Origin of the sequence: Peterkaempfera griseoplana (genome assembly GCF_001418575.1) — a bacterium.
Lineage (GTDB): Bacteria > Actinomycetota > Actinomycetes > Streptomycetales > Streptomycetaceae > Peterkaempfera > Peterkaempfera griseoplana.
The window spans coordinates 1-22,878 of the sequence record NZ_LIQR01000063.1 but is presented as its reverse complement, the minus strand read 5'-3'; the positions used below and the strand labels follow the sequence as shown (position 1 = coordinate 22,878).

Genomic DNA, 22,878 nt, shown 5'->3' with positions numbered 1-22,878 from the left:
GGTGCGGGCGGCCCGGGGGCTGTGGTGGAGGGGCCGGCGGCGCGGCCCGGTGCGGGTCCCCCGCCGGTCGCCGCCGTCCGGCCGATGGACTGTCAGATCCGATCGGTGGCCGCCTGATTCATCGGATCTGTGGACGGGCCGGTCGGACGTCCGCCCCCAGGGCCCGGCGGGGCGGAGGCGGCCGTCCCGCCCGGGTGCCGGCGCGGCCGTCGCCGAGGGGGCGAGAGGGTGGCCGGCGAGGCCGCCGCAGTTCATCGCCGGGACGGTGACCGGCGATCAGGTCAACGGCACTGGCGTGACATGGCTGGGTGTCAGAGGTCTTCACGCCGTCAATGCGGCTGTGCTAGAACGACATTCATCCGATGTTATTGAGTCTCCCCGCCTTCAACTGCCGTGCTGGATAGCGGGAAAACCGGCATTCGTCGGACCACTGTCACCTCTCTTGGCCGTCGTACAGCTCTGGAGGGCATTGTGCAGATCGTTCCGTACAACCGGCGGGGCCGTTTCCGGCGCAGCCTCGCACTCGGGTCGGCGCTGCTCGCCGGACTCGCGGGTCTCGTCCTCGCCGACCCCGTCCCGGCCGGTGCCGCCGACGCGGCGACCGGGGCGACGACCGCCTGGCAGGGCGGAGCCTTCCAGCTGGACCCGGCCGGTGTCGTCAGCCGGTCCGACATCGTGCTCGGATCGCCGAACCCGGACCCGACCGCGTCCATGCCGCTGGGCAACGGGTCCCTGGGCGTCGCGGCCTGGGCCGCGGGCGGCTTCACCGCCCAGCTGAACCGCTCCGACACCATGCCGGACCGCAAGTCCCCGGGCCGGCTCACCATCCCGGGCCTGTCGGTGATCTCCCACGCCGCCGACTTCACCGGCCGCCTGGACCTCACGGACGGCGTGCTCCGCGAGTCCGGCGGGGGCATGTCGATGAAGGCCTGGGTGTCGGCCGCGAAGGACGAACTGATCGTGGACGTCGCCGGGGCGAACCCCGACGTCCCCCAGACCGCCGCGATCAACCTCTGGTCGGGACGCAAGCCCACCGCCGCGGTGTCCGGCACCGTCGGCACCCTCGCCGAGACCTGGAAGGACGGCGGCCCACCGATCGGCAGCGGACGGACCTTCGGCTCCCTGGCGGCCATCACCGCCGACGGCCAGAAGGTGAGCACCGCGGTCACCGGCCCCACCCGGGTCGAGGTCAGCTTCAAGCCGCACGCCGACGGCACCTTCCGGGTGGTCGTCGGCTCGCCCGCCTGGACCGGCGGGGACGCCGCAGCCACCGCGGCCGCGCTGCTGGGCCAGGACGCCACCGCGAGCGAGCCGGCGCTGATGTCCGCCCAGGACGGCTGGTGGAGCGCCTTCTGGAAGCACTCCGGCCTGATCGAGATGGACTCGGCCGACGGCAGCGCCGCCTACATCGAGAACCTGCGCACGCTGTACCTCTACGAGGAGGCGGCGTCGATGAAGAAGGGCAGCTACCCCGGGAGCCAGGCCGGTGAGGCGGACATGTTCGCCTGGTCCGGGGACGACCAGACCTGGACCCCGTCCGCGTACTGGCTGTGGAACCTGCGCACCCAGATCTCGGCCAACATGAGCTCGGGGAACTACGCCCTGAACACGCCGATCTTCGACATGTACGCCGACGACCTGGCCGACATCGAGGCATGGACCAAGTTCGCCATGGGCGGCCTCCCGGGCTCCTGCGTGCCGGAGACCATGCGCTTCAACGGCAACGGGCTCGACGTCGCCACGGGCAACTGCAGCCAGGCCAGTTCGCCCAACTGGAACGCCCTGGACATATCGAGCGGCCCCGAGGTGGCGCTCTACATGTGGGAGCAGTACCAGGCCACCGGTGACCTGGCGATGCTGAGGAAGTACTTCCCCTTCATGAAGTCGACCATCGAGTTCCAGCTGGCGTACCAGACCGTCGGCGCCGACGGTCTGCTGCACGCCAACGCCAACGCGCACGAGACCCAGTGGGCCGTCCAGGACCCCACCACCGACATCGCGCTGGACCGCGCCCTCTTCCCGGTCGTCGTGCAGGCGGCCCAGGAGCTCGGTACCGCCGGCACCACCGACGCCGACCTGGTCCGGCGGCTGACCGAGGCCGGGACCCGGATCCCGCCGTACCCGCGGACCGACCAGACGACCCGGACGGCGCTGCTCAACCCGCACTACACCGAGGCCGAGACCCAGGCCGCGGACGCCACCGGCACCGATATGCTCGCGATCTCCTACGAGCCCGCAGCCCAGCGCCGCAACGGCGAGAACATCGAGCTGGAACCCCTGTGGCCGTGGAACACCGTCAGTGACCAGGACAGCGACCTCTTCGCCCTGGAGCAGCGCAGCTACGCCCACCGCCCCAACAAGGGCGGCAACGACTGGTCCATGGACGCCATCGACGCGGCGCGGCTGCAGAACCCCGCCGAGGTCCGCAGCAACCTGATCTCCATCACCGAGGGGCACCAGGTCTACCCCAACGGCTTCGCCGACCTCGGCAACTCCGTCGGCTACCAGCCCTACATCGAGCAGGAGTCCGGTGTCGCCGCCGCGGTCGGTGAGGCGCTGGCGCAGGACTACGACGGCATCATCCGCTTCGCTCCGGCGTGGCCGGGCGACTGGGACGGCAGCGGCAGCGTCTGGATCCAGGGCAACAGCAAGGTCGACGTCCAGGTGCAGGGCGGCACGCTCGTCACCGCCGCGATCGAGGCCGGCACCACCGGCCCGCTGCGGGTGAAGAACCCCTGGCCGGGCCGGCAGGTCGAGGTGGTCGACGGGACCACCGGCGCCTCGGTGGTGCCCGCGAGCAGCGGCGCGCTCCTGGACGTCCCGGCGAAGGCCGGATCCTCGTACCTGGTACAGCAGGTCTCCTCGCCCACCACGGCACTGCCGTTCGCGAAGGTGACCGGCAGCGCGCCGGTCACGGCACGGCACCTGGGCGGGGTCCAGCTCGGGCTGGACGCCACTGCCCGCTCGGGCAGCGCAGTGGTCGGCACCGTCCTCGGCGGCACCAACCACGGCTACGGGCTGACCCAGGTCGACGACACCGGCTCCGCCGGCGGGTCCACCACGGCGTCCGTGACCGGCGGCCTGACGGCGCGTACCGCCGGGGCCGCGCACGGCGACAACGACATGTACTTCGACATCGACGACGACGTCGCGGCCACCGGGGACTACGCCGCCACCGTGACGGTCTGCTACTTCGACAGCGGCACCGGCGCCGTCTCGGTGCAGTACGACGCCGGGCCGGGAGACCCCGACCATGTCGCCGGCACCCTTGCGCTGCACGACACCCGGACCTGGAGGACGGCCCGGGTCACCCTGGACGGCGCCTGGTTCGGCGGACTGCAGCACGCGGGTGCGGACCTGCGGCTGCACGCGGGGAGGAGCATCACGGTGCACAGCGTCGGAGTGACCGTCACCGGACCGTGGGTGGCCGACCGGCACGCGTTCCCGCCCGCGCCGGTGATCACCACACCCCGCACCGGCGCCACCGTCAAGCTGGCCTCCGCGATCTCCGGCACGACGATCCCGGACGGCGTGGTGACCGTGCACAAGGGCTCCGCGTCCGTCTGCTCCGCCACGGCCGACGACAGCGGTACCTGGAGCTGCGCGCCCGCGGGCGGCCTGGCCCCGGGGCGGCAGACCATCACCGCGACGGTGTCCGACCCCAGCGGACTGACCGGCGACGCCTCGGCCCAGGTCGCCTTCGACGCCTCCGACCTGCCGCCCGGCACAGCCGTGGTCGGCGCGGTGGTCGGCACCGACAACCACTCCTACGGCATGAGCGAGGACGAGCGCCCCTCGGGCGGCTTCGACGGCCCGACGACGGCCTCGGTGATCGACGGCCTGTCGGCGCGCACCAGCACCGACAGCAACATCTACTTCGACATCGACGACTCCGTCGCCCACGCCGGGTACTACTCGGCGACGTTCACCGTCTCGTACTACGACAAGGGCACCGGCTCGTTCGCGGTGCACTACGACAACGGCTCCTCGGACCCGTACAAGTCGACCGCGAGCATCGCCCTCACCGGTACCAACACCTGGCGGACGGCGACGGTGAGCGCCCCGGACGCCTACTTCGGCGGCCAGCAGCACTCCGGTGCCGACTTCCGCCTGCGCAACGGCGCCGGACAGGTGACGGTGCACAGCGTGGTGGTGAGGATCAGCGGGGACGGGGTTCCGGACGTCACCGACTTCGCCCCGCCGGTCACCGTCACCTCGCCCGCGACGGGGGCCACGGTCGCCGCCCGGCCCACGGTCTCGGGCACCGGCGAGCCGGACGCCCAGGTCACCGTGGAGGCGGACGGGTCGGCGCTCTGCACGGCGACGGTGTCCGACTCCGGCGACTGGAGCTGCACCGCCTCCCGTGACTTGAGCACCGGTGGGCACAAGCTCACGGCGACCGCGACGGATGTCACCGCCACACCGGCGGCGGCAGCGTCCCTGGCGGTCACCGTGCAGTAACCGGCCGCCGGCAGGTGTCCGGGTGTCCGGGGCTCCACGCCCCGGGCACCCGGACCGCCGTGCAACCCGCCACACCTGAGAGCCGACTCCCCGCGATCCTCGTCGCATGCCCGCGCGCAGTCGATGACTGGTCCCGGCGACTGACCACCACCGGCATCGGGGAGTGCCTCGACGCCCATCGGACGCGCGTCACTGGCGCTCCTCACCGGGAACGACAGTGGGACGAGCGTCCTGGCGGTGGAACGGGTCGCTCCGCAGCCCGTCCACCACGGCCGCGGCATCCACCCGGACACGGCCGGCTTCCGCGTCGATGTCCATCCCGTCGGGGCCACCCGGCGCGCGGCCGTCCGCGCCCTCCTCACAGCCGCAGCCCTGCCGCAGCCGCACGAGCGGCTCGTACGGGCCGTCGCCGCCGGGGAGACCTGGCGGCGGACCCCTCACGGTCGCCTCCGGCGACGGCCGGCTCGCCCACCGCGACCAGGCGTGAACGCAGAACCGTACCCACCGACGACGCCCTGCCCGGAGTCGTCGGTGGGTACGGTTGCACGGCAGGCCCGGGGGCCCATCCGGCGTTCGGGGCCCGGGAGATTCGGTCCCTTACATCTGCCCTCGGTCCGCCGGAGCAGCCCGCAGACCGTAGACCGCCGCGGCCGTGCCGCCGAAGACCGCCGCCTGCTCGTCGGCGCTGAGGTCCGCCGTCAACTCCCGTGCGGCGTCCGCCACCTGGCCGTACGACGCGGCGAGCAGGCACACCGGCCAGTCCGAGCCGAACATCAGCCGCTGCGGGCCGAAGGCGTCCAGAGCGGCGTCGGTGAAGGGCCGCAGCTGCGCACAGCTCCAGCCCCTCCAGTCGGCCTCCGTCACCAGCCCGGAGAGCTTGGCCACCGTGTTGGGCAGCGCGGCCAGCGCCCGGACGTCCGCCGACCAGGGGTCCAGCCCGCCGGCGGCGATCGGCGGCTTGCCGAGATGGTCCAGGACGAAGGTCAGCTGCGGCAGCCGCTTCGCCGCCGCGACGGCGGCGGGCAACTGGTGCGGCAGGACCACGAGGTCGTACACCAGCCCCGCCTCCGCCACCGCGGCCAGCCCGCGCAGCACCTCCGGCCGCAGCAGCCACTGCGGGTCCGGCTCGCCCTGCACCTGGTGCCGGATGCCCGCCAGCGCCCCGCCGCCGGGCAGCTCGCGCAGCCCGGCCAGGGTGTCGGCGACGTCCGCGGCGGTGAGGTCGGTCCATCCCACGACCCCGGCCACCAGATCGCTGTCCGCCGCCAGCCGCAGGAACTCGGGGGTCTCCTCGGCGACGGTGACGGTCTGCACCAGCACCGTCGCGGACACCCCGGCGGCCGCCGCCTCGGGGACGAGGTCGGCCAGGCCGAAGCTGCGCCGCAGCGGCGCGAGTTCGGGACCGGTGATCCAGTCCTGGTCGCGGACCGCGAGGTCCCAGACATGGTGGTGGGCGTCGACGACCGCCGGGGTGCTCACAGCTCCCACACCACCGGCAGCCCGGCCCCGGCCCCGTCCGCGGAGTAGTCATGGACCACGTCCAGCAGCTCGGCCATCCTGGCCTGCCAGGCGACATTGACGGGCAGCTGCTCCAGCTCGGCCAGGAGCGTGGCGTAGTCCTCGCACTCCAGCAGATGGAAGAGCTCGGTGCCGCTGCGCCAGATCGTCCAGGACGAGACACCGGCCGCCCGGATCGCGGCGGTCAGCTCCTCGGGCACCTCGCGGTGCGCCCGCTCGTACTCCTCGGTGCGGTCGGCGAGGACCCTGGTGTGCAGGGCGATTCTCATCCCACCTCCTGGGGCTGGTCCCGGTCGACGACCAGGACGTCGAGGGTGCGCGGGCCGTGCACGCCCTCGACCCGGTCGAGTTCGATGTCGCTGGTGGCGGAGGGGCCGGAGACGAAGGTCAGCGGGCGGACCGGGTCGAGCAGCGCGAGCGCCTCGGGAACGTCGCCGACGATCTGGTCGGCACGCACCACGCACAGGTGGTAGTCGGGCAGCAGGGTCAGCGCACGCCTGCCCTGGCCCGGACCGGCGTCCAGCACGATGGTGCCGGTCACGGCGATGGCCACGGCAGCCGTACTCAGCACACCGTCGGCCGCGTCGAGCTCCGCGACGCCCAGCGGGCCGTGGTCGTCCAGACGGTTCCACGGGCCCGCGGGCAGCAGCTCCTCGGGGAAGCCGGGCGGGACGACCAGGTCGGTGACGCCCCGTTCGGTGAGCATACGGGCGATCTCAGCCGGGGCGCCGGAGGCCTCCGTCCGGACCACCCGGGCCTGGTAGTCGGCGACCCGCTCGGCGAACAGAGCGACCACATCGGGCCCCGCGTGGCTGCGCAGATAGTCGCGGGGGACCGGTACGTCGGCGGGGCTCTCGTCGTCCGGCACGTCGGCCAGTGCGGCGCGGATCCGTCCCAGCACGATGTCACGGGCAGTCATGGCCGTCCTCCTTCTCGGGTCCGCCCTCTCGGGTCCGCTTCCACCAGCTGCGAAAGGACTCCGCCGGGGGCGCGGGGGTGTCCCGGGCGCCCGACCAGCGGCGCAGCGGACCGGGCAGTGCGCCGACGGTCCCCCCGCGGCCCAGCAGCCGCCCGCCGAGGGCGGCGGCCCGCTGCGCCAGGGCGAGCCGGCCCGGGGAGCCCAGCACCGCGCCCGCGGTGCGCATCGCCAGCGCCTCTGCGGACGGCACGGCGCTGCCACGCCGTTTCGCCTCCACGACCTCGGCGCGCAGATGCGCCAGCACCTGCGGGATGTCGATGCGCACCGGGCAGGCCTCGTAGCAGGCCCCGCACAGGGTGGAGGCGAACGGCAGCGAGGCGGCGTGCTCCACCCCGACCAGCTGGGGGGTGAGGACGGCTCCGATGGGTCCCGGGTAGACCGAGCCGTAGGCGTGGCCGCCGGTGCGCTCGTAGACCGGGCAGACGTTGAGGCACGCCGAGCAGCGGATGCAGGCCAGCGCCTGCCGGCCGACGGTGTCGCGCAGGGTGGCGGTGCGGCCGTTGTCCAGCAGCACCAGATGGAACTCCTGCGGCCCGTCGCCGCCGGTCACCCCGGTCCACATCGAGGTGTAGGGGTTCATCCGCTCGCCGGTGGAGGAGCGCGGCAGCAGCTGGAGGAAGACCTCCAGGTCGGCGAAGTCGGGGAGGACCTTCTCGATGCCCATGACCGTGATCAGCGTCTGCGGCAGCGTCAGGCACATCCTGCCGTTGCCCTCCGACTCCACCACGCCGACGGTGCCGGTCGCGGCGACGGCGAAGTTGGCGCCGGAGACCGCCACCCGGGCACGCAGGAACTTCTCCCTCAGGTGCAGCCGGGCGGCCTCGGCCAGCGCCCGGGGATCGTCGGACAGCCCCTCGGGTGCCGGGCGGCCCCGGCGGCCCATCTCCCGTACGAAGATCTCCCGGATCTCGGCGCGGTTGCGGTGGATGGCGGGCACCAGGATGTGCGACGGACGGTCGTCGCCCAGCTGGACGATCAGCTCGGCCAGGTCGGTCTCGAAGGCGTCGATGCCCTCGGCGGCGAGCGCCTCGTTGAGGCCGATCTCCTGGGTGGCCATCGACTTGACCTTGACGACCTCGGTCGAGCCGGTGGCCCGCACCAGCCCGGCGACGATCCGGTTGGCCTCGGCGGCGTCGGCCGCCCAGTGCACCGTGCCGCCGGCCCGGGTGACGGCCTCCTCCAGTTGGACCAGGTAGCCGTCCAGATGCCGCAGGGTGCGGCGTTTGAGGGCGGCGCCGGCCTGCCGCAGCTGCTCCCAGTCGGCGAGTTCCCCGGTGACCGCCAGCCGCTTGTCGCGGATGGTGGCGGTGGCCCTGCCGAGATTGCGGCGCAACCCGGTGTCGGCCAGCGCCTTACGGGCCGCCTCGGGGAAGGATGGGGCGTCCAGCCAGACCACGTTGTGCGGGGCCGCCGGCCTGCTGCTCATCGGGGGTCTCCTTCGGTGGCGGCCAGGATCTCCGCCAGGTGCAGGGTCCGCACCCCGGTACGCAGCCGGCTGAGGCCGCCGCCGATGTGCATCAGACAGGAGTTGTCGGCGGAGCAAAGCACCTCGGCGCCGGTGTCCAGCACCCCCCGCATCTTGTCGGCGAGCATCGCGGTGGAGGTGTCGGCGTTCTTCAGGGCGAAGGTTCCGCCGAAGCCGCAGCAGGAGTCGGCGCGGGGCAGCTCCACCAGGTCGATGCCGCGGACCTCGCGCAGCAGCCGCAGCGGCCGGTCGCCCAGCCGGATCATCCGCAGGGAGTGGCAGGTGGGGTGGTAGGTGACCCGGTGCGGGAAGAAGGCGCCGACGTCGGTGACCCCGAGGACGTCCACCAGCAGCTCGGTCAGCTCGTACACGCGCGGGGTGATCCCGGCCACGGCCCTGCGCAGCTCGCCGTCGCCGTACTGCTCGGCCACCACCGCGTGGTTGTCGCGGACCATGCCCGCGCACGAGGCGGAGGGGGTGACCACGGCGTCGTACCCGGCGAAGGCCTCGGTGAAGCCGCGGACCAGCGGCAGCGCCTCGGGGCGGTAGCCGGTGTTGAAGTGCATCTGGCCGCAGCAGGTCTGCGCCTGGGGGAACTCCACGGTGTGGCCGAGCCGCTCCAGCAGCCGGACGACCGCCCGTCCGGTGCCGGGGTACAGGGTGTCGTTGAAGCAGGTGATGAAGAGGGCGATGCGCATCACGCCGTCCCTTCGGCGGAGGGCACCGGGACGTCCGCTCCCAGCAGCCCCTCGGACTTCAGCGTGGCCCACAGCGCGTCGGGCACCGGGTGGTCCATCATCGCTGCGGCGTCCACGGCCTCATGGGCGCTGCGGGTGCCCACCAGCACCCCGGCCACCGCACGGTGGCCGAGCGGGAACTGCAGCGCCGCGGCCCGCAGCGGCACGCCGTGGCGCTCGCAGACCGCCTTGATCCGCAGAGCACGCTCCAGCAGTTCCTGGGGGGCGGCCGTGTAGTCGAAGGTCGCACCGGGCGCGGGGTCGGCCAGCAGCCCGGAGTTGAAGGCGCCGCCGACCACGACGGACACCTCCCGCCGCTGCGCCTCGGGCAGCAGCTCGGCCAGGCCGCCCTGGTCCAGCAGGGTGTACCGGCCGGCCAGCAGCACCACGTCCACATCGGTGTCGCGGACGAACCGGGTGAGCATGGCGGCCTGGTTCATCCCGGCGCCGATCGCCCCCACGACGCCCTCGGCGCGCAGCCGCTCCAGCTCGGGGTAGGCGGTGTCGAACGCGGCCTGCCCGTGGTCGTCCGGGTCGTGCAGATAGACGACGTCGATCCGGTCCAGGCCGAGTCTGGTCAGGCTCTGTTCGAGGGAGGCACGCACCCCCGCGGCGCTGAAGTCCCAGACCCGCCGGTGGTCGGCGGGCACCGCGAAGCCGTTCTCCAGGTCGCTGCCGTACGGCGGGGCGACGGGCCGCAGCAGCCGGCCGACCTTGGTGGAGACGGTGTACTGCGTCCGTGGGTACTGCCGCAGTGCCTCGCCGAGGCGCCGCTCGGACAGCCCGAGGCCGTAGTGCGGGGCGGTGTCGAAGTAGCGCACGCCCGCGTCCCAGGCGGCCCGGACCGCGGCCTGTGCCTGGTCGTCGCCGACCTCGCTGAACAGGTTGCCGATCCCGGCGGCCCCGAACGCCAGCCGGGTGACGGGTACGGTGCCGCGGCCGAGGGTCCGCTGGTGCACGGTGCTCACCGTCCCGCCGGGCGCACGCGCAGTCCGGCCATGCCGCCGTCGACGGCCAGGCTGGTGCCCGTGGTGGAACCGGAGAGCGGGCTCGCCAGGTACGCCACCGCGGCGGCGACCTCGTCCGCGCTGACCAGGCGCCCGTGCGGCTGGCGGGCGTTGAGCGCGGCGCGCTCGGCCTCCGGGTCGTCGGCGGCGTCCAGCAGTCTGCCCACCCAGGGGGTGTCCACCGTGCCGGGGTTGACGCAGTTGACCCGGATGCCCTCGCGGACGTGGTCGGCGGCCATGGCGAGGGTGAGCGACAGTACGGCGCCCTTGCTCGCCGAGTACAGGGCGCGCTGCGGCAGCCCGGCGGTGGCCGCGATGGAGCAGATGTTGACGATCGCCGCGTGCCGGGAGGCCCGCAGATGGGGGAGGGCCGCACGGGTGGTGCGGACGATGCCGAGGACGTTGACGTCCAGGACGTGCTGCCACTGCTCGTCGGGGTTGTCCTCGACGGTCCCGGCGGCGCCGATCCCGGCGTTGTTGACCAGGATGTCGATCCCGCCGAGGATCCCGGCGGCCTGCCGGACGGCCTCGCGGACGGAGGCGTCGTCGCCGACGTCGGCCCGCAGGCCGGTCAGCGGCGCCGGCACGGCCGCCGGGTCCAGGTCCAGGACGGCCACGGCCGCCCCGCGTCCGGCGAGCAGCTGCGCGGTCGCGCGGCCGATGCCGGACGCCCCGCCGGTCACGACGGCCCGGAGGCCCTGCAGTTCGGTCATGCCGTCACCGCCTTGGTGGTCGCAGCGTCCGCGACCCAGAAGGAGCCGCGGGGGTAGCTGTAGGTCTCGATGGAGTGGGGGTGCATCTGTGCGGAGAAGCCCGGGGTGGTGGGCGCGGTGTAGTGGCCGTCCCGGATCACCGTAGGGGTCACGAAGTGTTCGTGCAGGTGGTCGACGAACTCGATGACCCGGTCGTCGGTGGTGCCGGACAGTGCGGCGTAGTCGAACATCGACAGGTGCTGCACCAGCTCGCAGAGCCCCACCCCGCCGGCGTGCGGGCACACCGGGACGCCGAACTTGGCGGCGAGCAGCAGGATCGCCAGGTTCTCGTTGACCCCGCCGACTCGGGCGGCGTCCAGTTGCAGCACATCGATGGCGCCGGCCTGGAGCAGCTGCTTGAAGACGATGCGGTTCTGCACATGTTCGCCGGTGGCCACCTTGACCGGGGCCACCCCCTTGCGCACGGCCGCGTGGCCGAGGATGTCGTCCGGGCTGGTGGGCTCCTCGATCCAGTACGGGTCGAACTCGGCCAGCGCCCGGGTCCACTCGACGGCCTCGCCGACGTTCCAGCGCTGGTTGGCGTCGATGGCGATCCGGATGCCGGGGCCGACCGCGGCCCGGGCCGCCCGGCAGCGGCGGATGTCGTCCTGGAGGTCGGCGCCGACCTTCAGCTTGATCTGGGTGAAGCCGTCCGCGACCGCCTGCCGGGCCAGCCGGGTCAGCTTGTCGTCGCTGTAGCCGAGCCAGCCGGGCGAGGTGGTGTACGCGGGGTAGCCGCGCTCCAGCAGGGTCGCGGTCCGGGCCTCGCTGCCCTCCCGGCCGCGGCGCAGCAGGTCGAGGGCGTCCTCGGGGGTGAGTGCGTCGGCGATGTAGCGGAAGTCCACCTGGGAGACCAGCCAGGCGGGGTCGGCCTCGGCGAGCAGCCGCCACAGCGGTCTGCCGGCGCGCTTGGCCGCCAGGTCCCACACCGCGTTGACCACGGCGCCGATGGCCATGTGCATCACGCCCTTCTCGGGGCCGAGCCAGCGCAGCTGGCTGTCGCCGATCAGGTCGCGGTTGAGCGTGCCGGGGTCGGCGCACAGCTGGTCGACCGGACGTCCGACGACGTGCTCGCGCAGCGCCTCGATCGCGGCGACCTGGACGTCGTTGCCGCGGCCGATGGTGAAGGCGAAGCCGTGGCCCTCCAGGCCGTCGCCGGCGTCGGTGCGCAGCACCAGGTAGGCGGCGGAGTAGTCGGGGTCGGGGTTCATCGCGTCGGAGCCGTCCAACTCCCGTGAGGTGGGGAAGCGGATGTCGTACGTCTCCACAGCGGTGATCCGGGCCGTCTTTGCGGACAAGGCGGGTTCCTCTCGGGGCTGTCCCGGCCGTCAGGCCTGGGCGAAGGTCTGGCGCTGGCGGCCGAGCCGGTCGATGCTCAGCTCGACGGTGTCCCCGGCGCGCAGGTAGGGATGGTCCGGGAGGCCGAGGGCGACGCCGGCCGGGGTGCCGGTGTTGATCACGTCGCCGGGCTCCAGCACCATGTACTGGCTGAGGTAGCGGACGATGTGGGCCACACCGAAGATCATGTCCTTGGCGCTGCCGTCCTGCCGGGTGCGGCCGTTGACGGAGAGCCGCAGTCCGAGCGTCTGCGGGTCGCCCACCTCGTCGGGGGTGACCAGCCAGGGGCCCAACGGGTTGAAGGTCTCGCAGGACTTCCCGAGGTCCCACTGGCCGGAGTACTCCAGCTGGAACTCGCGCTCGGAGACGTCGTTGCTGACCGCGTAGCCGGCGACGGCGGCGAGGGCCTCCTCGTCCGACTGCAGATAGCGGGCCCGGGCGCCGATGACGACGGCCAGTTCCACCTCCCAGTCGGTCTTCACCGATCCGCGCGGGATGAGCACCTGGTCCTCGGGGCCGACCACGGTGCCGGGGTCCTTCATGAAGACCACGGGCCGGGTGGGGATCGCGGCGCCGGTCTCGGCCGCGTGGTCGCGGTAGTTGAGGCCGATGCAGACCACCTTGCCGGGGCGGGCCACGGGGGCGCCGACGCGCAGCCCCGAGGGGTCGGCCGGGGGCAGCGTGCCCGCCTGCAGTGCCTCGCGCAGCCGGTCGACACCTCCGCCGGCGAAGAAGCGGGCGTCGAAGTCCCCGGTGACGGAGGTGGCGTCCAGGGTCCGGCCGTCGTCGGTGCGTACCACGGGCCGTTCCTGGCCTGCCGCACCCAGGCGCATCAGTTTCACGGGTGTCAACCCTCCCAGTCGTCATTGATCGGATCTATCGCTGCGACAGTCTGGACACTACTGACCCGCCTCGACGCCCGCAAGGAAGTCATCCGATGTTTTCTGCGATGCAGGTGGGAGTGGCCTTGGGCAGACGTGTGAGTGCCCGTCAAAGCGCTGCTATGGAGAGGGTTTGACGGTTTTGTTCACATCCCCGGGGTGGGTCCGGAAGACGGTCGGTCAGATTCACCCGATGAAAGGTCTTGCCAGCCGTGATACACGGTCGTAACGTCCTCAGCGCCACGGAGACATCCGATGACAACTCTCTCGCGAGACACCCCTGCCGTACGCAAAGAGGAGAGCACCGACGATGAAGCTCCACACTGTCCGTACCGCGGCCGCAGTCGCCGGAGTGGTCCTGCTCGCGGGAGCCGCCACCGCCTGCAACCGCGGCAGCGACACCACCGCCGGGAGCGGTGGGAACAGCAAGCCCGCGCTGGGCATCGACCTGCCGCGCGCGGACACCGACTTCTGGAACTCCTACGCCCAGTACATCAGGCAGGACGTCTCCAGCCAGGGCCTGCACACCCTGCCGCTCAGCAACTCCCAGAACGACATCACCAAGCTGGTCGCCAACGTCCAGGTCTTCCAGAACACCGGCGCCAAGGCCGTGGTGATGGCCCCCCAGGACACCGGCGCCATCGCCTCCACCCTCGACCAGCTCGCCGCCAAGAAGATCCCGGTGGTCAGCGTGGACACCCGCCCCGACAAGGGCCAGGTGTACATGGTGGTCCGCGCCGACAACCGGGCGTACGGCACCAAGGCCTGCGACTTCCTGGGCAAGCAGCTCGGCGGCAAGGGCAAGGTGGCGGAGTTCCAGGGCGCCCTGGACTCCATCAACGGGCGCGACCGCTCCGAGGCCTTCGCCGACTGCATGAAGACCAAGTTCCCCGGCATCAAGGTCTTCGAGCTGGCCACCGACTGGAAGGGCGACGTCGCCTCGGCGAAGCTGCAGAGCACGCTCGCCCAGAACCCCGACCTCAACGGCATCTACATGCAGGCCGGCGGTGCCTTCCTGCAGCCGACCCTGGCGCTGCTGCAGCAGAAGGGCCTGCTGAAGCCGGCCGGTCAGCCCGGCCACATCAGCATCATCTCCAACGACGGCATCCCCCAGGAGCTCGACGCGATCCGCAAGGGTCAGATCGACGCCACCGTCTCCCAGCCGGCCGACCTCTACGCCAAGTACGCGCTCTTCTACGCCGAGGCGGCGGCCGAGGGCAAGACCTTCAAGCCCGGCGCCACCGACCACGACTCCACCATCGTCCAGATCCCCAACGGGCTGGAGGACCAGCTGCCCGCGCCGCTGGTGACCAAGGACAACGTGGACGACAAGGGCCTGTGGGGCAACAACATCGCCAAGTGAGCAGCCGTCCGGCCCCCGCCACCGGGCCCCTACCGAAAGGAAGTCACCCACCATGGCCGACACGGTGACCGCCCCCCTCGCGGGGACGGCCGACCCGACCCCCGTGGTCGAGGCCACCGGGATCACCAAGCGGTTCGGCGCCACCGTCGCCCTGCAGGACGCACGCATCACGGTGGCTCCCGGAGAGTCCCATGCGCTGGTCGGCCGCAACGGTGCCGGCAAGTCCACGCTGGTCTCGATCCTCACCGGAATCCAGCAGCCCGACGGCGGAACCCTGCTGTTCTCCGGCAGCCCCGCCCCCGCCTTCGGCGACACCGACGCCTGGCGGTCCCGGGTCGCCTGCGTGTACCAGCGCTCCACCATCATCGGTGAGCTGACGGTGGCGGAGAACCTCTTCCTCGGCCGGCAGAGCCAGGGCGCTCTGCGTCCGATCCGCTGGAAGGAGCTGCGCCGCCGCGCCGCCGACCTGCTGGCCGAGTACCGGGTGGAGGTCGACCCGGCGGCCCGCGCCCAGGACCTGACGGTCGAGCAGCGCCAGTTCGTGGAGATCGCCCGGGCGCTCTCCTTCGGCTCCCGTTTCATCATCCTCGACGAGCCCACCGCCAAACTCGACGCCCGGGGCATCGACCGGCTCTTCGCCAAACTGCGCCAGCTCCAGGAACAGGGTGTGGCCTTCCTGTTCATCTCGCACCATCTGCAGGAGGTCTACGACCTGTGCAGCAGTGTGACGGTGTACCGCGACGCCCGCCACATCCTCACCGCACCCGTGGCCGAACTCGGTCACGAGGCGCTGGTGGAGGCGATGACCGGGGAGAGCGGCGGGTCCGGGGCCGCCGGTCCCGCCCGGCGCACCGTGCCGGCGGACGCCCCCGGAGTGCTGGAGATCAGCGACCTGGAGCTGCCCGGCGCCTACACCGGGGTCTCGCTCGCCGTCCGCTCCGGTGAGGTGGTGGGCCTCGCCGGAGCCACCGCCAGCGGCAACGTCCGGCTCGGCGAGACCGTCGCCGGACTGCACCGGCCGCAGGCCGGCCGGATCACCGTGGGCGGCCGCGAGCTGCGCACCGGCGATGTGCCGTCCGCGCTGGCGGCCGGCGTCGGCCTGGTCCCCGAGGACCGGCATCTGCAGGGCCTGGTGACCGAGCGCAGCGTCGCGGAGAACGCCACCCTGACCGTGACCGACCAGCTCGGCCCGTACGGGACGGTGCTGCCCTCGCGCACCCGGGCCTTCGCCCAGCGCATGATCGAGGACCTGGACATCAGGACCCCCGGCGCCGCGACCCCCGTCTCGGCGCTCTCCGGGGGCAACCAGCAGAAGGTCGTCGTCGCCCGGGCACTGGCCACCCGGCCCCGGGTGGTGGTGGCGATCCGGCCCACCAACGGTGTGGACGTCAAGTCCAAGGAATTCCTGCTCGACCGGTTCCGGCAGGTCGCCGACGACGGCGGCGCGGTGCTGATCGTCTCGGACGAGCTGGACGACCTGCGCAGCTGCGACCGCGTGGTGGCGATGTTCCACGGCCGGACGGCCGGGGAGTTCGAGCCCGGCTGGACCGACGAGCAACTGGTGGCCGCCATGGAGGGCATGGCCGGCCCGCAGGACCCGCACAAGGTGAAGGGAACACCCAGCCATGCCAGCCACGACTGACGCCGCGGCGTCCGCGGGCACCACCACCGCGGTGCCGACCGCCGGGCGGCGGCCCGGTCTCGACCTCAAGCGCTACCGGGACCTCTCGCTCGTCCCGGTGCTGCTGGTCCTCGGCCTGATCGGTTTCATCGTCTCGCCCGCCTTCCTCACCTCCGACAACCTCATCGGAGTGGCCCAGCAGTCCACCGAGCTGAGCCTGCTGGTGCTGGCGGAGGCGCTGATCCTGATCGCAGGCCGGATGGACCTCTCCCTGGAGTCGACCATCGGAGTGGCCCCGGTGATCGCCATGTGGCTGGTGCTGCCCAGCTCCGGCGGCCGCTTCCACGGGCTGGGACTGCTGCCGGCCTGGACCTCCATTCCGGTCTGCCTGCTGGTCGGCGCGGTGATCGGCAGCGTGATCGGCTTCCTCGTCCTCAAGCTGCAGCTGAACGGGTTCATCGTGACCCTGGGCGCGCTCACCATGCTGCGCGGACTGCAGGTCGCCATCTCCCAGGGCCAGTCGATCGTCGACGTACCCCACTCCTTCCGCTACCTGGGCAGCACCTCCTGGCTGGGGGTGCCGGCCGCGGTGTGGATCTGCGTGGTGCTCTTCGCCCTCGGCGGCAGCGCGCTGGCCTGGCTGCGGCACGGCCGGGCGCTGTACGCGATCGGCGGCAACAGCGAGGCGGCGCGTACGGCCGGCATCCGGGTGGAGCGCATCACCTGGATCGTCCTGATCATCGGCAGCACCCTCGCGGCCTTTGCCGGTGTGCTCTACACCGGCCACTACGGCTCCGTCTCGGCCGACCAGGGCAACGGCTGGATCTTCCAGGTGTTCGCCGCCACCGTCATCGGCGGGGTCAGCCTCAACGGCGGCCGCGGCACCCTCTTCGGTGCCCTCACCGGCGTGCTCACCCTCCAGCTGGTGGTCAATGTGATGACTCTGGCCGGGGTGCCGCCGCTGTGGAACCAGTTCCTCAACGGCGCGATCATCATCGTCGCCCTGGTCATCTCCCGCTTCGCCTCCGGCGAGAAGCAGGAGTAGCGTCCATGGCGGTCACCGACGACGCGATCGAGAAGATCAAGGCCATGATCGTCTCGGGTGAACTCCCGGAGGGCTCCCGGCTTCCCAGGGAGGAGGCCCTCGCCGACCAGCTGGGCCTGTCGCGCAACTCCCTGCGTGAGGCGGTCCGGGCGCTGGTGGCCATGCGGATCCTGATCACCCGCCAGGGCGACGGAACCTATGTCTCCAGCCTGGAACCGCATCTGCTGCTGGACGGCCTCACCTTCGCCTCCGACGTCGCCCAGGGCCCAGCCGTCGGCAGGTTGCTCCAGGTCAGGCGGTTGCTGGAGCCGCAGGCGGTGGCACTGGCGGCCTCCCGGGTCGGTGAGGAGGATCTCGCGAAGCTCCGCTCCATCCTCGACCGGTCCGCGCACGCCACCACCGCCGAGGAGTTCGTCGAACTGGATGTGGCCTTCCACCGCCACATCATCGAACTGGTCGGCAATCCCGTGCTGTCCCTGCTCCTGGAGGTCGTCTCCACCCGCACCCAGCGGGTGCGGGTGCTGCGCGGCATCGACACCGCGGCGGCGCTGGTCTCCGCGCACCGGGAGCACGAGGCGATCCTGGCGGCGCTCGCCGCCCGGGACCCCGCGCTGGCCGCCGCCACCACCGCGGTGCATGTCGCGGGACTGGAGCAGTGGGTGGCGGAGGGCAGCGTGGTGTCCCACCGGTCGGCGGCGGCGGACCGCTGAACCGCAGGGTGACGGGGCGGTCGGGCAGGGTGCCCGGCCGCCCCGCCGGGCGGCCTCTCACGGGGACGGGGAGAGCGGCGCGGCCGCCTGCGCCGTGTCGGGGGCCGTACCGCTCCCGGCGGCCGACGCGGCCGGGAGGCACTTGCCCAGGGTGACGAAGAGCAGCACCAGTCCGGCGGTCAGCAGGATGTGCCCCAGCCCGGCGACCATGGCGACCGCCTCACCGCTGGAGTGCCCCAGCACCGTCAGGGTGCCGTGCAGTGCCATCATGCCCACAGTCACGGCCAGACCGGCGTTGTAGATCCAGAAGAACCAGCCGAAGAGTGCGCTGCGGGTCAGGGTGAACTGCTTCTCCAGCACCAGCACGATGAGGAAGAAGAGCATCCCGAGTGCGAGCACATGGGTGTGCACGACGGCGAGCTGGGTGTCCCCGGTGAAGTCCCTGGCCTTGGTGAGCTCGCGGTAGTACAGGCCGCTCACCACACCGATGATCATGTAGATATGGGCGGTGTTGAGGATTCTCCGCATGCGCGCTCGCCTCCGGGGTGCGTCGGATCTTGACGGCTCACCCTTGCGTCGCAGCTGACGCTTGATCAATTACTTTACAGCGAGCGCCTTTTGTCCGTCGGGTGCCGAACCTCGCACCGTGAGTCGCCGCCCGAGGCGCGTCCCGGGTGCAGGTGCACCGCGGCAGGGTCGGCGGTCGGTCGGCCTTGGCACCGGCGTTCCGGTCGGCGGATGGTGGTGTTGACCGCGCCTGCCGGCGGACGGCTACGGTGTCACCGTGTCAGCCGACCATGCCGTCACCGTCCGCCCCGGAACCGCGACCGACATCGAGGAGGGGCTGACGACACTGAGCGCCGCCGAGGCGCGGCGGATCGGGCGTGCGTCCGGCGACGAGGCGAGCCGTGACCGGATGCGCCGCAGACTCGCCGGTCCCGACACCTTCTTCTTCGTCGCGGAGCACGCCACGGGCGGGCCGATCGGCCTCGCAGCGGGAATGAACGGCCGCCGGGACGGCGGCACCGGCCCGGCCATCCCCGGGCTCTGCCACATCACCATGGTCGCCGTCCGGCCGGAGCGCTGGGGCGAGGGGGTCGGCGGCCGACTCCTGCGGGCGGTGCTCTCCCACGGCCGCGCCCTCGGCTACGACCGGTTCCAGCTGTTCACCCACGCCGACAACGTCCGCGCTCAACGCCTCTACGAGAGTGCGGGTTTCCGGCTGACCGGCGGGACCGCCGTCTCCGACGACGGCGGGAGTATCGTGCACTACCTGTGGGCCCCCGAGTGACTCCCCTGAGCCCCGCCGGAACGTCCGGACCTGCGCGCCCAGGCGATCTGTTCCAGGGCCTTCAGATCGTGGTCGGCCGGGGTCTCGCCGCGTTCGACGCCTCCGCCAGGTGCTGCCCAGACGACCGTGCCGGGCGGCTCGGGAGCGGTGTGGCGGCACAGCAGGATGCGGTCCTCTTCGTCGAGAACGATCGCGCGGACGGAGTGACGCAGGCGCACCGTGGCCATCCGGGCATGCCACCGAGCCGGCAGGGATCGGCGGCGTGCCGCCGGATCCGGCAGGAGACCGCCGAGCCCCCGGAATCGGTCGCCTAGAAGAGGATCAGCGGCTTCACGACGTTGTCGAGCTTCTTGTCCAGGATCTCGAAGGCCCGCTCCGTCTCCTCGAAGCCGAACCGGTGGGAGGTCAGCCGGGTGGGGTCCACCCGCCCCGCCTGGACCAGCCGCAGCAGCCGCTCCAGCCGCAGCCGCCCCCCGGGGCACAGTCCGGTGGCGATGGTCTTCTCCGCCATGCCGACGCCCCACTCCACCCGGGGGATCCGTATGAACTCCCCCTCCCCGAAGTAGCCGATGTTGGCGACCGTCCCGCCGGGCTTGGTGATCCTGACGGCGGTCTGGAACGTGGCGTCCGTACCGAGCGCCTCGACGGCGGTGTCGACCCCCTGGCCGTCCGTCAGCTCCATGATCCGCCCCACCACGTCCTCCGCTGTGAAGTCCACGACCACGTCCGCGCCGTACGTCCGTGCCAGCCTGCGCCGGTCGGGGACCGACTCGACGCCGATGACCAGGCCCGCGCCCCGCAGCCGGGCTCCCGCCGTCGCCATCAGGCCCACCGGGCCCTGGGCGAGGACGGCCACGGTCCCGCCGATCGGGATGTTGCCCTTCTCCGCACCCATGAAGCCGGTCGACAGCATGTCGGCGCAGTAGACCGCCGCCTCGTCGGACACCCCGTCGGGGATCCGTGCCATGTTGGCGTCCGCCTCGTTCACATGGAAGTACTCCGCGAAGACCCCGTCCTTGGTGTTGGCGAACTTGAAGCCGCCCAGGGCCGAGCCGGACTGCGACGGATGGCCGTTCTGCGAGGCCGGATCGCCCCAGTCGGGAGTGACGGCGCCCACCACCACCCGGTCGCCGGGCCGGAAGATCCTCACCTCGCTGCCGACCTCGTGCACGACGCCGACCGCCTCATGGCCGAGGGTCAGGTTCTCCCTGGGCCCGATCCCGCCCCCGACGGTGTGGGTGTCCGATGTGCAGATCAGGGCGCTGGTCGTGCGGACGACGGCATCGCCGGGACCGGGCCGCGGCACCGGCTTGTCCATGAAGCCCACACGGCCGATCCCCTTCATCACAAACGCCCTCATCAGCCCTCCGGTCTCTCGCTCGGCCTCGGTGCGTCACTCCGGCCGTCCTCCGGCGTCCGGAGCCCAGCGGGCGGCGTCCCGCTCAGGGCGGGCGCCGCCCGACCGGTCCTCGGGGGAGCCGCCCGGACACCGTGCCGGTCCGGACGGCTCACCCGAGGCGGGGTCACCCCACGGCGCGCAGGGCCGACTCGATGATCTTGGCCACGGCCGCCGGATGGGAGATCAGGGTGAGATGCGAACCACCGGGGAAGACGGTGATCTTCGATCCCGCGCGGTGGGCCATCATCTCCTGCGACTCGGGGGTGATGATCCGGTCCCCGCTGCTGATGAAGTACCAGGACGGGATGGTCTTCCAGGCCGCGTACTTGGACGGGGTGTCGAACGCGGCCGTGGAGGCCGCCCGCTGGGAGGCCCAGAGGTCGGTCGCCTGCTGCACGGGCAGGTCGTTGGCGAACTGCCGCACGAAGACCGGCTGCTTCAGATAGAGGTTGGAGGCTCCGGCCGGGGCGTTCGCGTAGGGCACGGAGTCGAAGAGGGTGTTCGCCGGGCCCCGCAGGGCCGACTTGGCGCCGCTCAGCGAGCCGTTGGTCTCCCCGACGGCGGGCGCCGCGGCGTCGACGTAGACGAGCGCCTTGACGTTGCCGGTCTCCGCGGCGGCGTTGGTGATCACCGACCCGCCGTAGGAATGGCCCACCAGCACGACCGGGCCGGGGATGCTCCGGACCAGGTCGGCGACGGTGCGCGAGTCGGTGGTGAGGTTCTCCAGCGGGTTGCCGATGGCGCGGACCGTGTATCCCGCGCGCCGGAGGATGCGGACCTCGCCGCTCCAGCTGGAGGTGTCGGCCCAGGCCCCGTGGACCAGGACGACGACGGGACGGCCGCCGCTCGTCGGTGCCGCGGCACCGGCGGAGGGCGCGGACGGGCTGCTCACGGCCGCCGGGGCGCGACCGTCGGTGCTGCCGGTGAACGTCAGTGTGGTGCCGGCGACGGTGGCCGCCGAGGCCAGCAGCGCAAGCGGTATCAGCAGGCGCAGGGTTGCGGTTTCCTTCATCGCGGGAGGTCTCCTTGTTCCCAGTCGGCGCGTTCTCGCGGGAACGCCGGGACGGGGATCGTCGCCGTGGTTTCCGCAGGCCGGTGTCGTACGCCCCCTCCCGTCCGACGGTAGTCGGCACCCGTCCGGGCGGCTTCACCTCTGCGGCCGAACAGGTGACGGTGCGGAGGAGGACCCGGCTCCGCCGTTCCCGGCAGGCCGCATCTCACCTGCTCCCGGAGCCCGTCCCCGCGTACAGGGCCTCGCGCAGGGCGGCGGTGGTCTCGGCGACGGCCTGCAGATTGCTCCGGGTGGCGGCGAGGGCGTTGAGCATCATGAAGTCGTGCGTGATGGCGCCGTAGTGGGAGGCGGTGACCGGTACGCCCGCCGCGCGCAGCTTGGCGGCGTAGGCGTTCCCTCCGTCCAGCAGGACGTCGGAGTCGGTGATCACCAGGGCGGGAGGCAGGCCGCGCAACTGGTTGACGGTGGCCTTTAGCGGAGAGGCCAGCGGGTTGGAGCGGTCCGTCATCCGGGGCGCGTAGGCGTTCCAGAACCATCCCATCGCCGGCCGGGTGAGCCAGCAGTTCTCCGCGAATCGGCGGTAGGACCGGGTGTTGAAGTCGGCGTCCACGACCGGGTAGAGCATCACCTGCTTGCGGAAGCGGGGGCCGCCGCGCTGCTTGGCCAGCAGGGTGACGGCGGCGGTCATGTCGCCGCCGACCGAGTCGCCCGCCACGGCGAGCCTGCCGGGGTCGACCCCGATCTCGCGGCCGTGGCCGGCCACCCATGCGGCGACGGCGTAGGCCTGCTCCAGCGCGACGGGGAAGCGGGCCTCCGGCGACGGGGTGTAGTCGACGAAGACCACGGTGGCGCGGGCACCCTCGGCGATCTCCCGCACCAGGCGCTCATGGGTGCCGAAGTTGCCCAGAACCCAGCCGCCGCCGTGGATGTAGACGATGCCGGGCAGATCCCCCGTGACCCCCTTGGGCCGCACGATGTGCACGCCGACCGGGCCGGTCGGGGCGCCGGGCACGGTGCGCTCGGTGATCTGCGCGGGCCGCATCGCCACCGCCCCGGCCTGCAGCTTGTTCAGCACCTCCCGGGCCGCCTGGTAGGAGAGCCGGTAGAGCGGTGGCCCTCCGGCCGCGGCGAGCCGGTCGAGGAACTGCTGGACGGGCTTCTCCAGCTGCACGGGCGGCCTGCCGCAGGGCACCTTGGGCGGTTGCACCGCCTGGGAGGCGGACGTGGTGGCGGGGTCGGCCGCGATGACGCGTTCCCCGGGGGAGACACATCCGCTGAGCGCGGTGGCGCCGGTGGCGA

General features: G+C 72.3%; 21 protein-coding genes. 6 read left to right on the top strand and 15 right to left on the bottom strand.

All coding sequences use genetic code 11. The annotated features are described in order from the left end of the window. Window positions 1-471 precede the first annotated feature (471 nt). Complete coding sequence (locus AOK09_RS05315) at window positions 472-4,461, top strand: Ig-like domain-containing protein (RefSeq protein ID WP_055585947.1); 3,990 nt, start codon at window positions 472-474, stop codon at window positions 4,459-4,461. A 189-nt stretch (window positions 4,462-4,650) separates the two neighbouring features. Here AOK09_RS05315 and AOK09_RS39940 read toward each other — a convergent pair whose 3' ends face one another. From AOK09_RS39940 to AOK09_RS05265, 10 genes are all read right to left on the bottom strand, one after another. Then, window positions 4,651-4,902 carry a hypothetical protein gene (locus AOK09_RS39940; RefSeq protein WP_055585946.1) on the bottom strand — a complete coding sequence of 84 codons (252 nt, stop codon included), beginning with the start codon at window positions 4,900-4,902 and terminating at the stop codon, window positions 4,651-4,653. A gap of 156 nt (window positions 4,903-5,058) precedes the next feature. Continuing rightward, complete coding sequence (locus AOK09_RS05305; protein WP_055585945.1) at window positions 5,059-5,940, bottom strand: amidohydrolase family protein; 882 nt, start codon at window positions 5,938-5,940, stop codon at window positions 5,059-5,061. After that, window positions 5,937-6,248, bottom strand: a complete 312-nt coding sequence (locus AOK09_RS05300; protein WP_055585944.1) for an L-rhamnose mutarotase — start codon at window positions 6,246-6,248, stop codon at window positions 5,937-5,939. The genes AOK09_RS05305 and AOK09_RS05300 overlap by 4 nt, the downstream gene beginning before the upstream one ends. Continuing rightward, window positions 6,245-6,898, bottom strand: a complete 654-nt coding sequence (locus tag AOK09_RS05295) for a LutC/YkgG family protein (protein ID WP_055585943.1) — start codon at window positions 6,896-6,898, stop codon at window positions 6,245-6,247. Before AOK09_RS05295 ends, AOK09_RS05300 begins: the two co-directional genes overlap by 4 nt. Further along, the gene (locus AOK09_RS05290; protein ID WP_055585942.1) at window positions 6,885-8,384 is read right to left on the bottom strand and encodes a lactate utilization protein B; all 1,500 of its coding nucleotides are present in this window, start codon (window positions 8,382-8,384) and stop codon (window positions 6,885-6,887) included. Before AOK09_RS05290 ends, AOK09_RS05295 begins: the two co-directional genes overlap by 14 nt. Beyond that, the gene (locus AOK09_RS05285) at window positions 8,381-9,121 is read right to left on the bottom strand and encodes a (Fe-S)-binding protein (RefSeq protein ID WP_055585941.1); all 741 of its coding nucleotides are present in this window, start codon (window positions 9,119-9,121) and stop codon (window positions 8,381-8,383) included. The genes AOK09_RS05290 and AOK09_RS05285 overlap by 4 nt, the downstream gene beginning before the upstream one ends. Next, entirely contained in the window at window positions 9,121-10,119 is a 999-nt protein-coding gene (locus tag AOK09_RS05280) for an aldo/keto reductase (RefSeq protein ID WP_107101243.1), read from the bottom strand. Before AOK09_RS05280 ends, AOK09_RS05285 begins: the two co-directional genes overlap by 1 nt. Window positions 10,120-10,124: 5 nt before the next feature. Then, a complete protein-coding gene (locus AOK09_RS05275) occupies window positions 10,125-10,880 on the bottom strand; it encodes an SDR family NAD(P)-dependent oxidoreductase (RefSeq protein ID WP_055585939.1) in 756 nt (251 codons plus the stop codon). Further along, a complete protein-coding gene (locus AOK09_RS05270; protein WP_055585938.1) occupies window positions 10,877-12,217 on the bottom strand; it encodes an L-fuconate dehydratase in 1,341 nt (446 codons plus the stop codon). The genes AOK09_RS05275 and AOK09_RS05270 overlap by 4 nt, the downstream gene beginning before the upstream one ends. A gap of 30 nt (window positions 12,218-12,247) precedes the next feature. After that, window positions 12,248-13,099: a fumarylacetoacetate hydrolase family protein gene (locus tag AOK09_RS05265; RefSeq protein ID WP_055585937.1), complete on the bottom strand. Its 852-nt coding sequence runs from the start codon at window positions 13,097-13,099 to the stop codon at window positions 12,248-12,250. Between the two features lie 349 nt (window positions 13,100-13,448). Here AOK09_RS05265 and AOK09_RS05260 point away from each other — a divergent pair, with 349 nt between their 5' ends. From AOK09_RS05260 to AOK09_RS05245, 4 genes are read left to right on the top strand one after another with little or no spacing between them, the layout of a single operon-like run. Further along, a complete protein-coding gene (locus AOK09_RS05260) occupies window positions 13,449-14,501 on the top strand; it encodes a sugar ABC transporter substrate-binding protein (RefSeq protein WP_055585936.1) in 1,053 nt (350 codons plus the stop codon). Between the two features lie 52 nt (window positions 14,502-14,553). After that, complete coding sequence (locus tag AOK09_RS05255) at window positions 14,554-16,143, top strand: sugar ABC transporter ATP-binding protein (RefSeq protein WP_055585935.1); 1,590 nt, start codon at window positions 14,554-14,556, stop codon at window positions 16,141-16,143. Next, on the top strand, window positions 16,127-17,167 hold the full coding sequence (locus AOK09_RS05250) for an ABC transporter permease (RefSeq protein ID WP_055585934.1): 1,041 nt from the start codon (window positions 16,127-16,129) through the stop codon (window positions 17,165-17,167). Before AOK09_RS05255 ends, AOK09_RS05250 begins: the two co-directional genes overlap by 17 nt. Before the next feature lie 5 nt (window positions 17,168-17,172). Beyond that, on the top strand, window positions 17,173-17,877 hold the full coding sequence (locus tag AOK09_RS05245; RefSeq protein WP_055585933.1) for a FadR/GntR family transcriptional regulator: 705 nt from the start codon (window positions 17,173-17,175) through the stop codon (window positions 17,875-17,877). A gap of 57 nt (window positions 17,878-17,934) precedes the next feature. Here the strand turns inward: AOK09_RS05245 and AOK09_RS05240 are convergent, their stop codons facing one another. Beyond that, window positions 17,935-18,405: a DUF2871 domain-containing protein gene (locus AOK09_RS05240; RefSeq protein WP_055585932.1), complete on the bottom strand. Its 471-nt coding sequence runs from the start codon at window positions 18,403-18,405 to the stop codon at window positions 17,935-17,937. 256 nt (window positions 18,406-18,661) lie between these two features. Between AOK09_RS05240 and AOK09_RS05235 the strand changes: the two genes are divergently transcribed. Beyond that, entirely contained in the window at window positions 18,662-19,168 is a 507-nt protein-coding gene (locus tag AOK09_RS05235) for a GNAT family N-acetyltransferase (RefSeq protein ID WP_055585931.1), read from the top strand. Here the strand turns inward: AOK09_RS05235 and AOK09_RS41725 are convergent. The 4 genes from AOK09_RS41725 to AOK09_RS05215 all read right to left on the bottom strand — a co-directional run bounded on the left by AOK09_RS41725 (window position 19,147) and on the right by AOK09_RS05215 (window position 22,750). Continuing rightward, complete coding sequence (locus tag AOK09_RS41725) at window positions 19,147-19,395, bottom strand: NUDIX domain-containing protein (protein WP_245687124.1); 249 nt, start codon at window positions 19,393-19,395, stop codon at window positions 19,147-19,149. The genes AOK09_RS05235 and AOK09_RS41725 overlap by 22 nt on opposite strands. Before the next feature lie 83 nt (window positions 19,396-19,478). After that, window positions 19,479-20,528, bottom strand: coding sequence for an NAD(P)-dependent alcohol dehydrogenase (locus tag AOK09_RS05225; RefSeq protein ID WP_055585929.1), 1,050 nt, complete (start codon window positions 20,526-20,528; stop codon window positions 19,479-19,481). Between the two features lie 163 nt (window positions 20,529-20,691). Continuing rightward, window positions 20,692-21,579 (bottom strand): alpha/beta hydrolase, encoded by an 888-nt coding sequence (locus AOK09_RS05220; RefSeq protein WP_079062768.1) that lies wholly within the window; start codon window positions 21,577-21,579, stop codon window positions 20,692-20,694. A 205-nt stretch (window positions 21,580-21,784) separates the two neighbouring features. Next, window positions 21,785-22,750, bottom strand: a complete 966-nt coding sequence (locus AOK09_RS05215; RefSeq protein WP_245687125.1) for an alpha/beta hydrolase — start codon at window positions 22,748-22,750, stop codon at window positions 21,785-21,787. Window positions 22,751-22,878 lie beyond the last annotated feature (128 nt).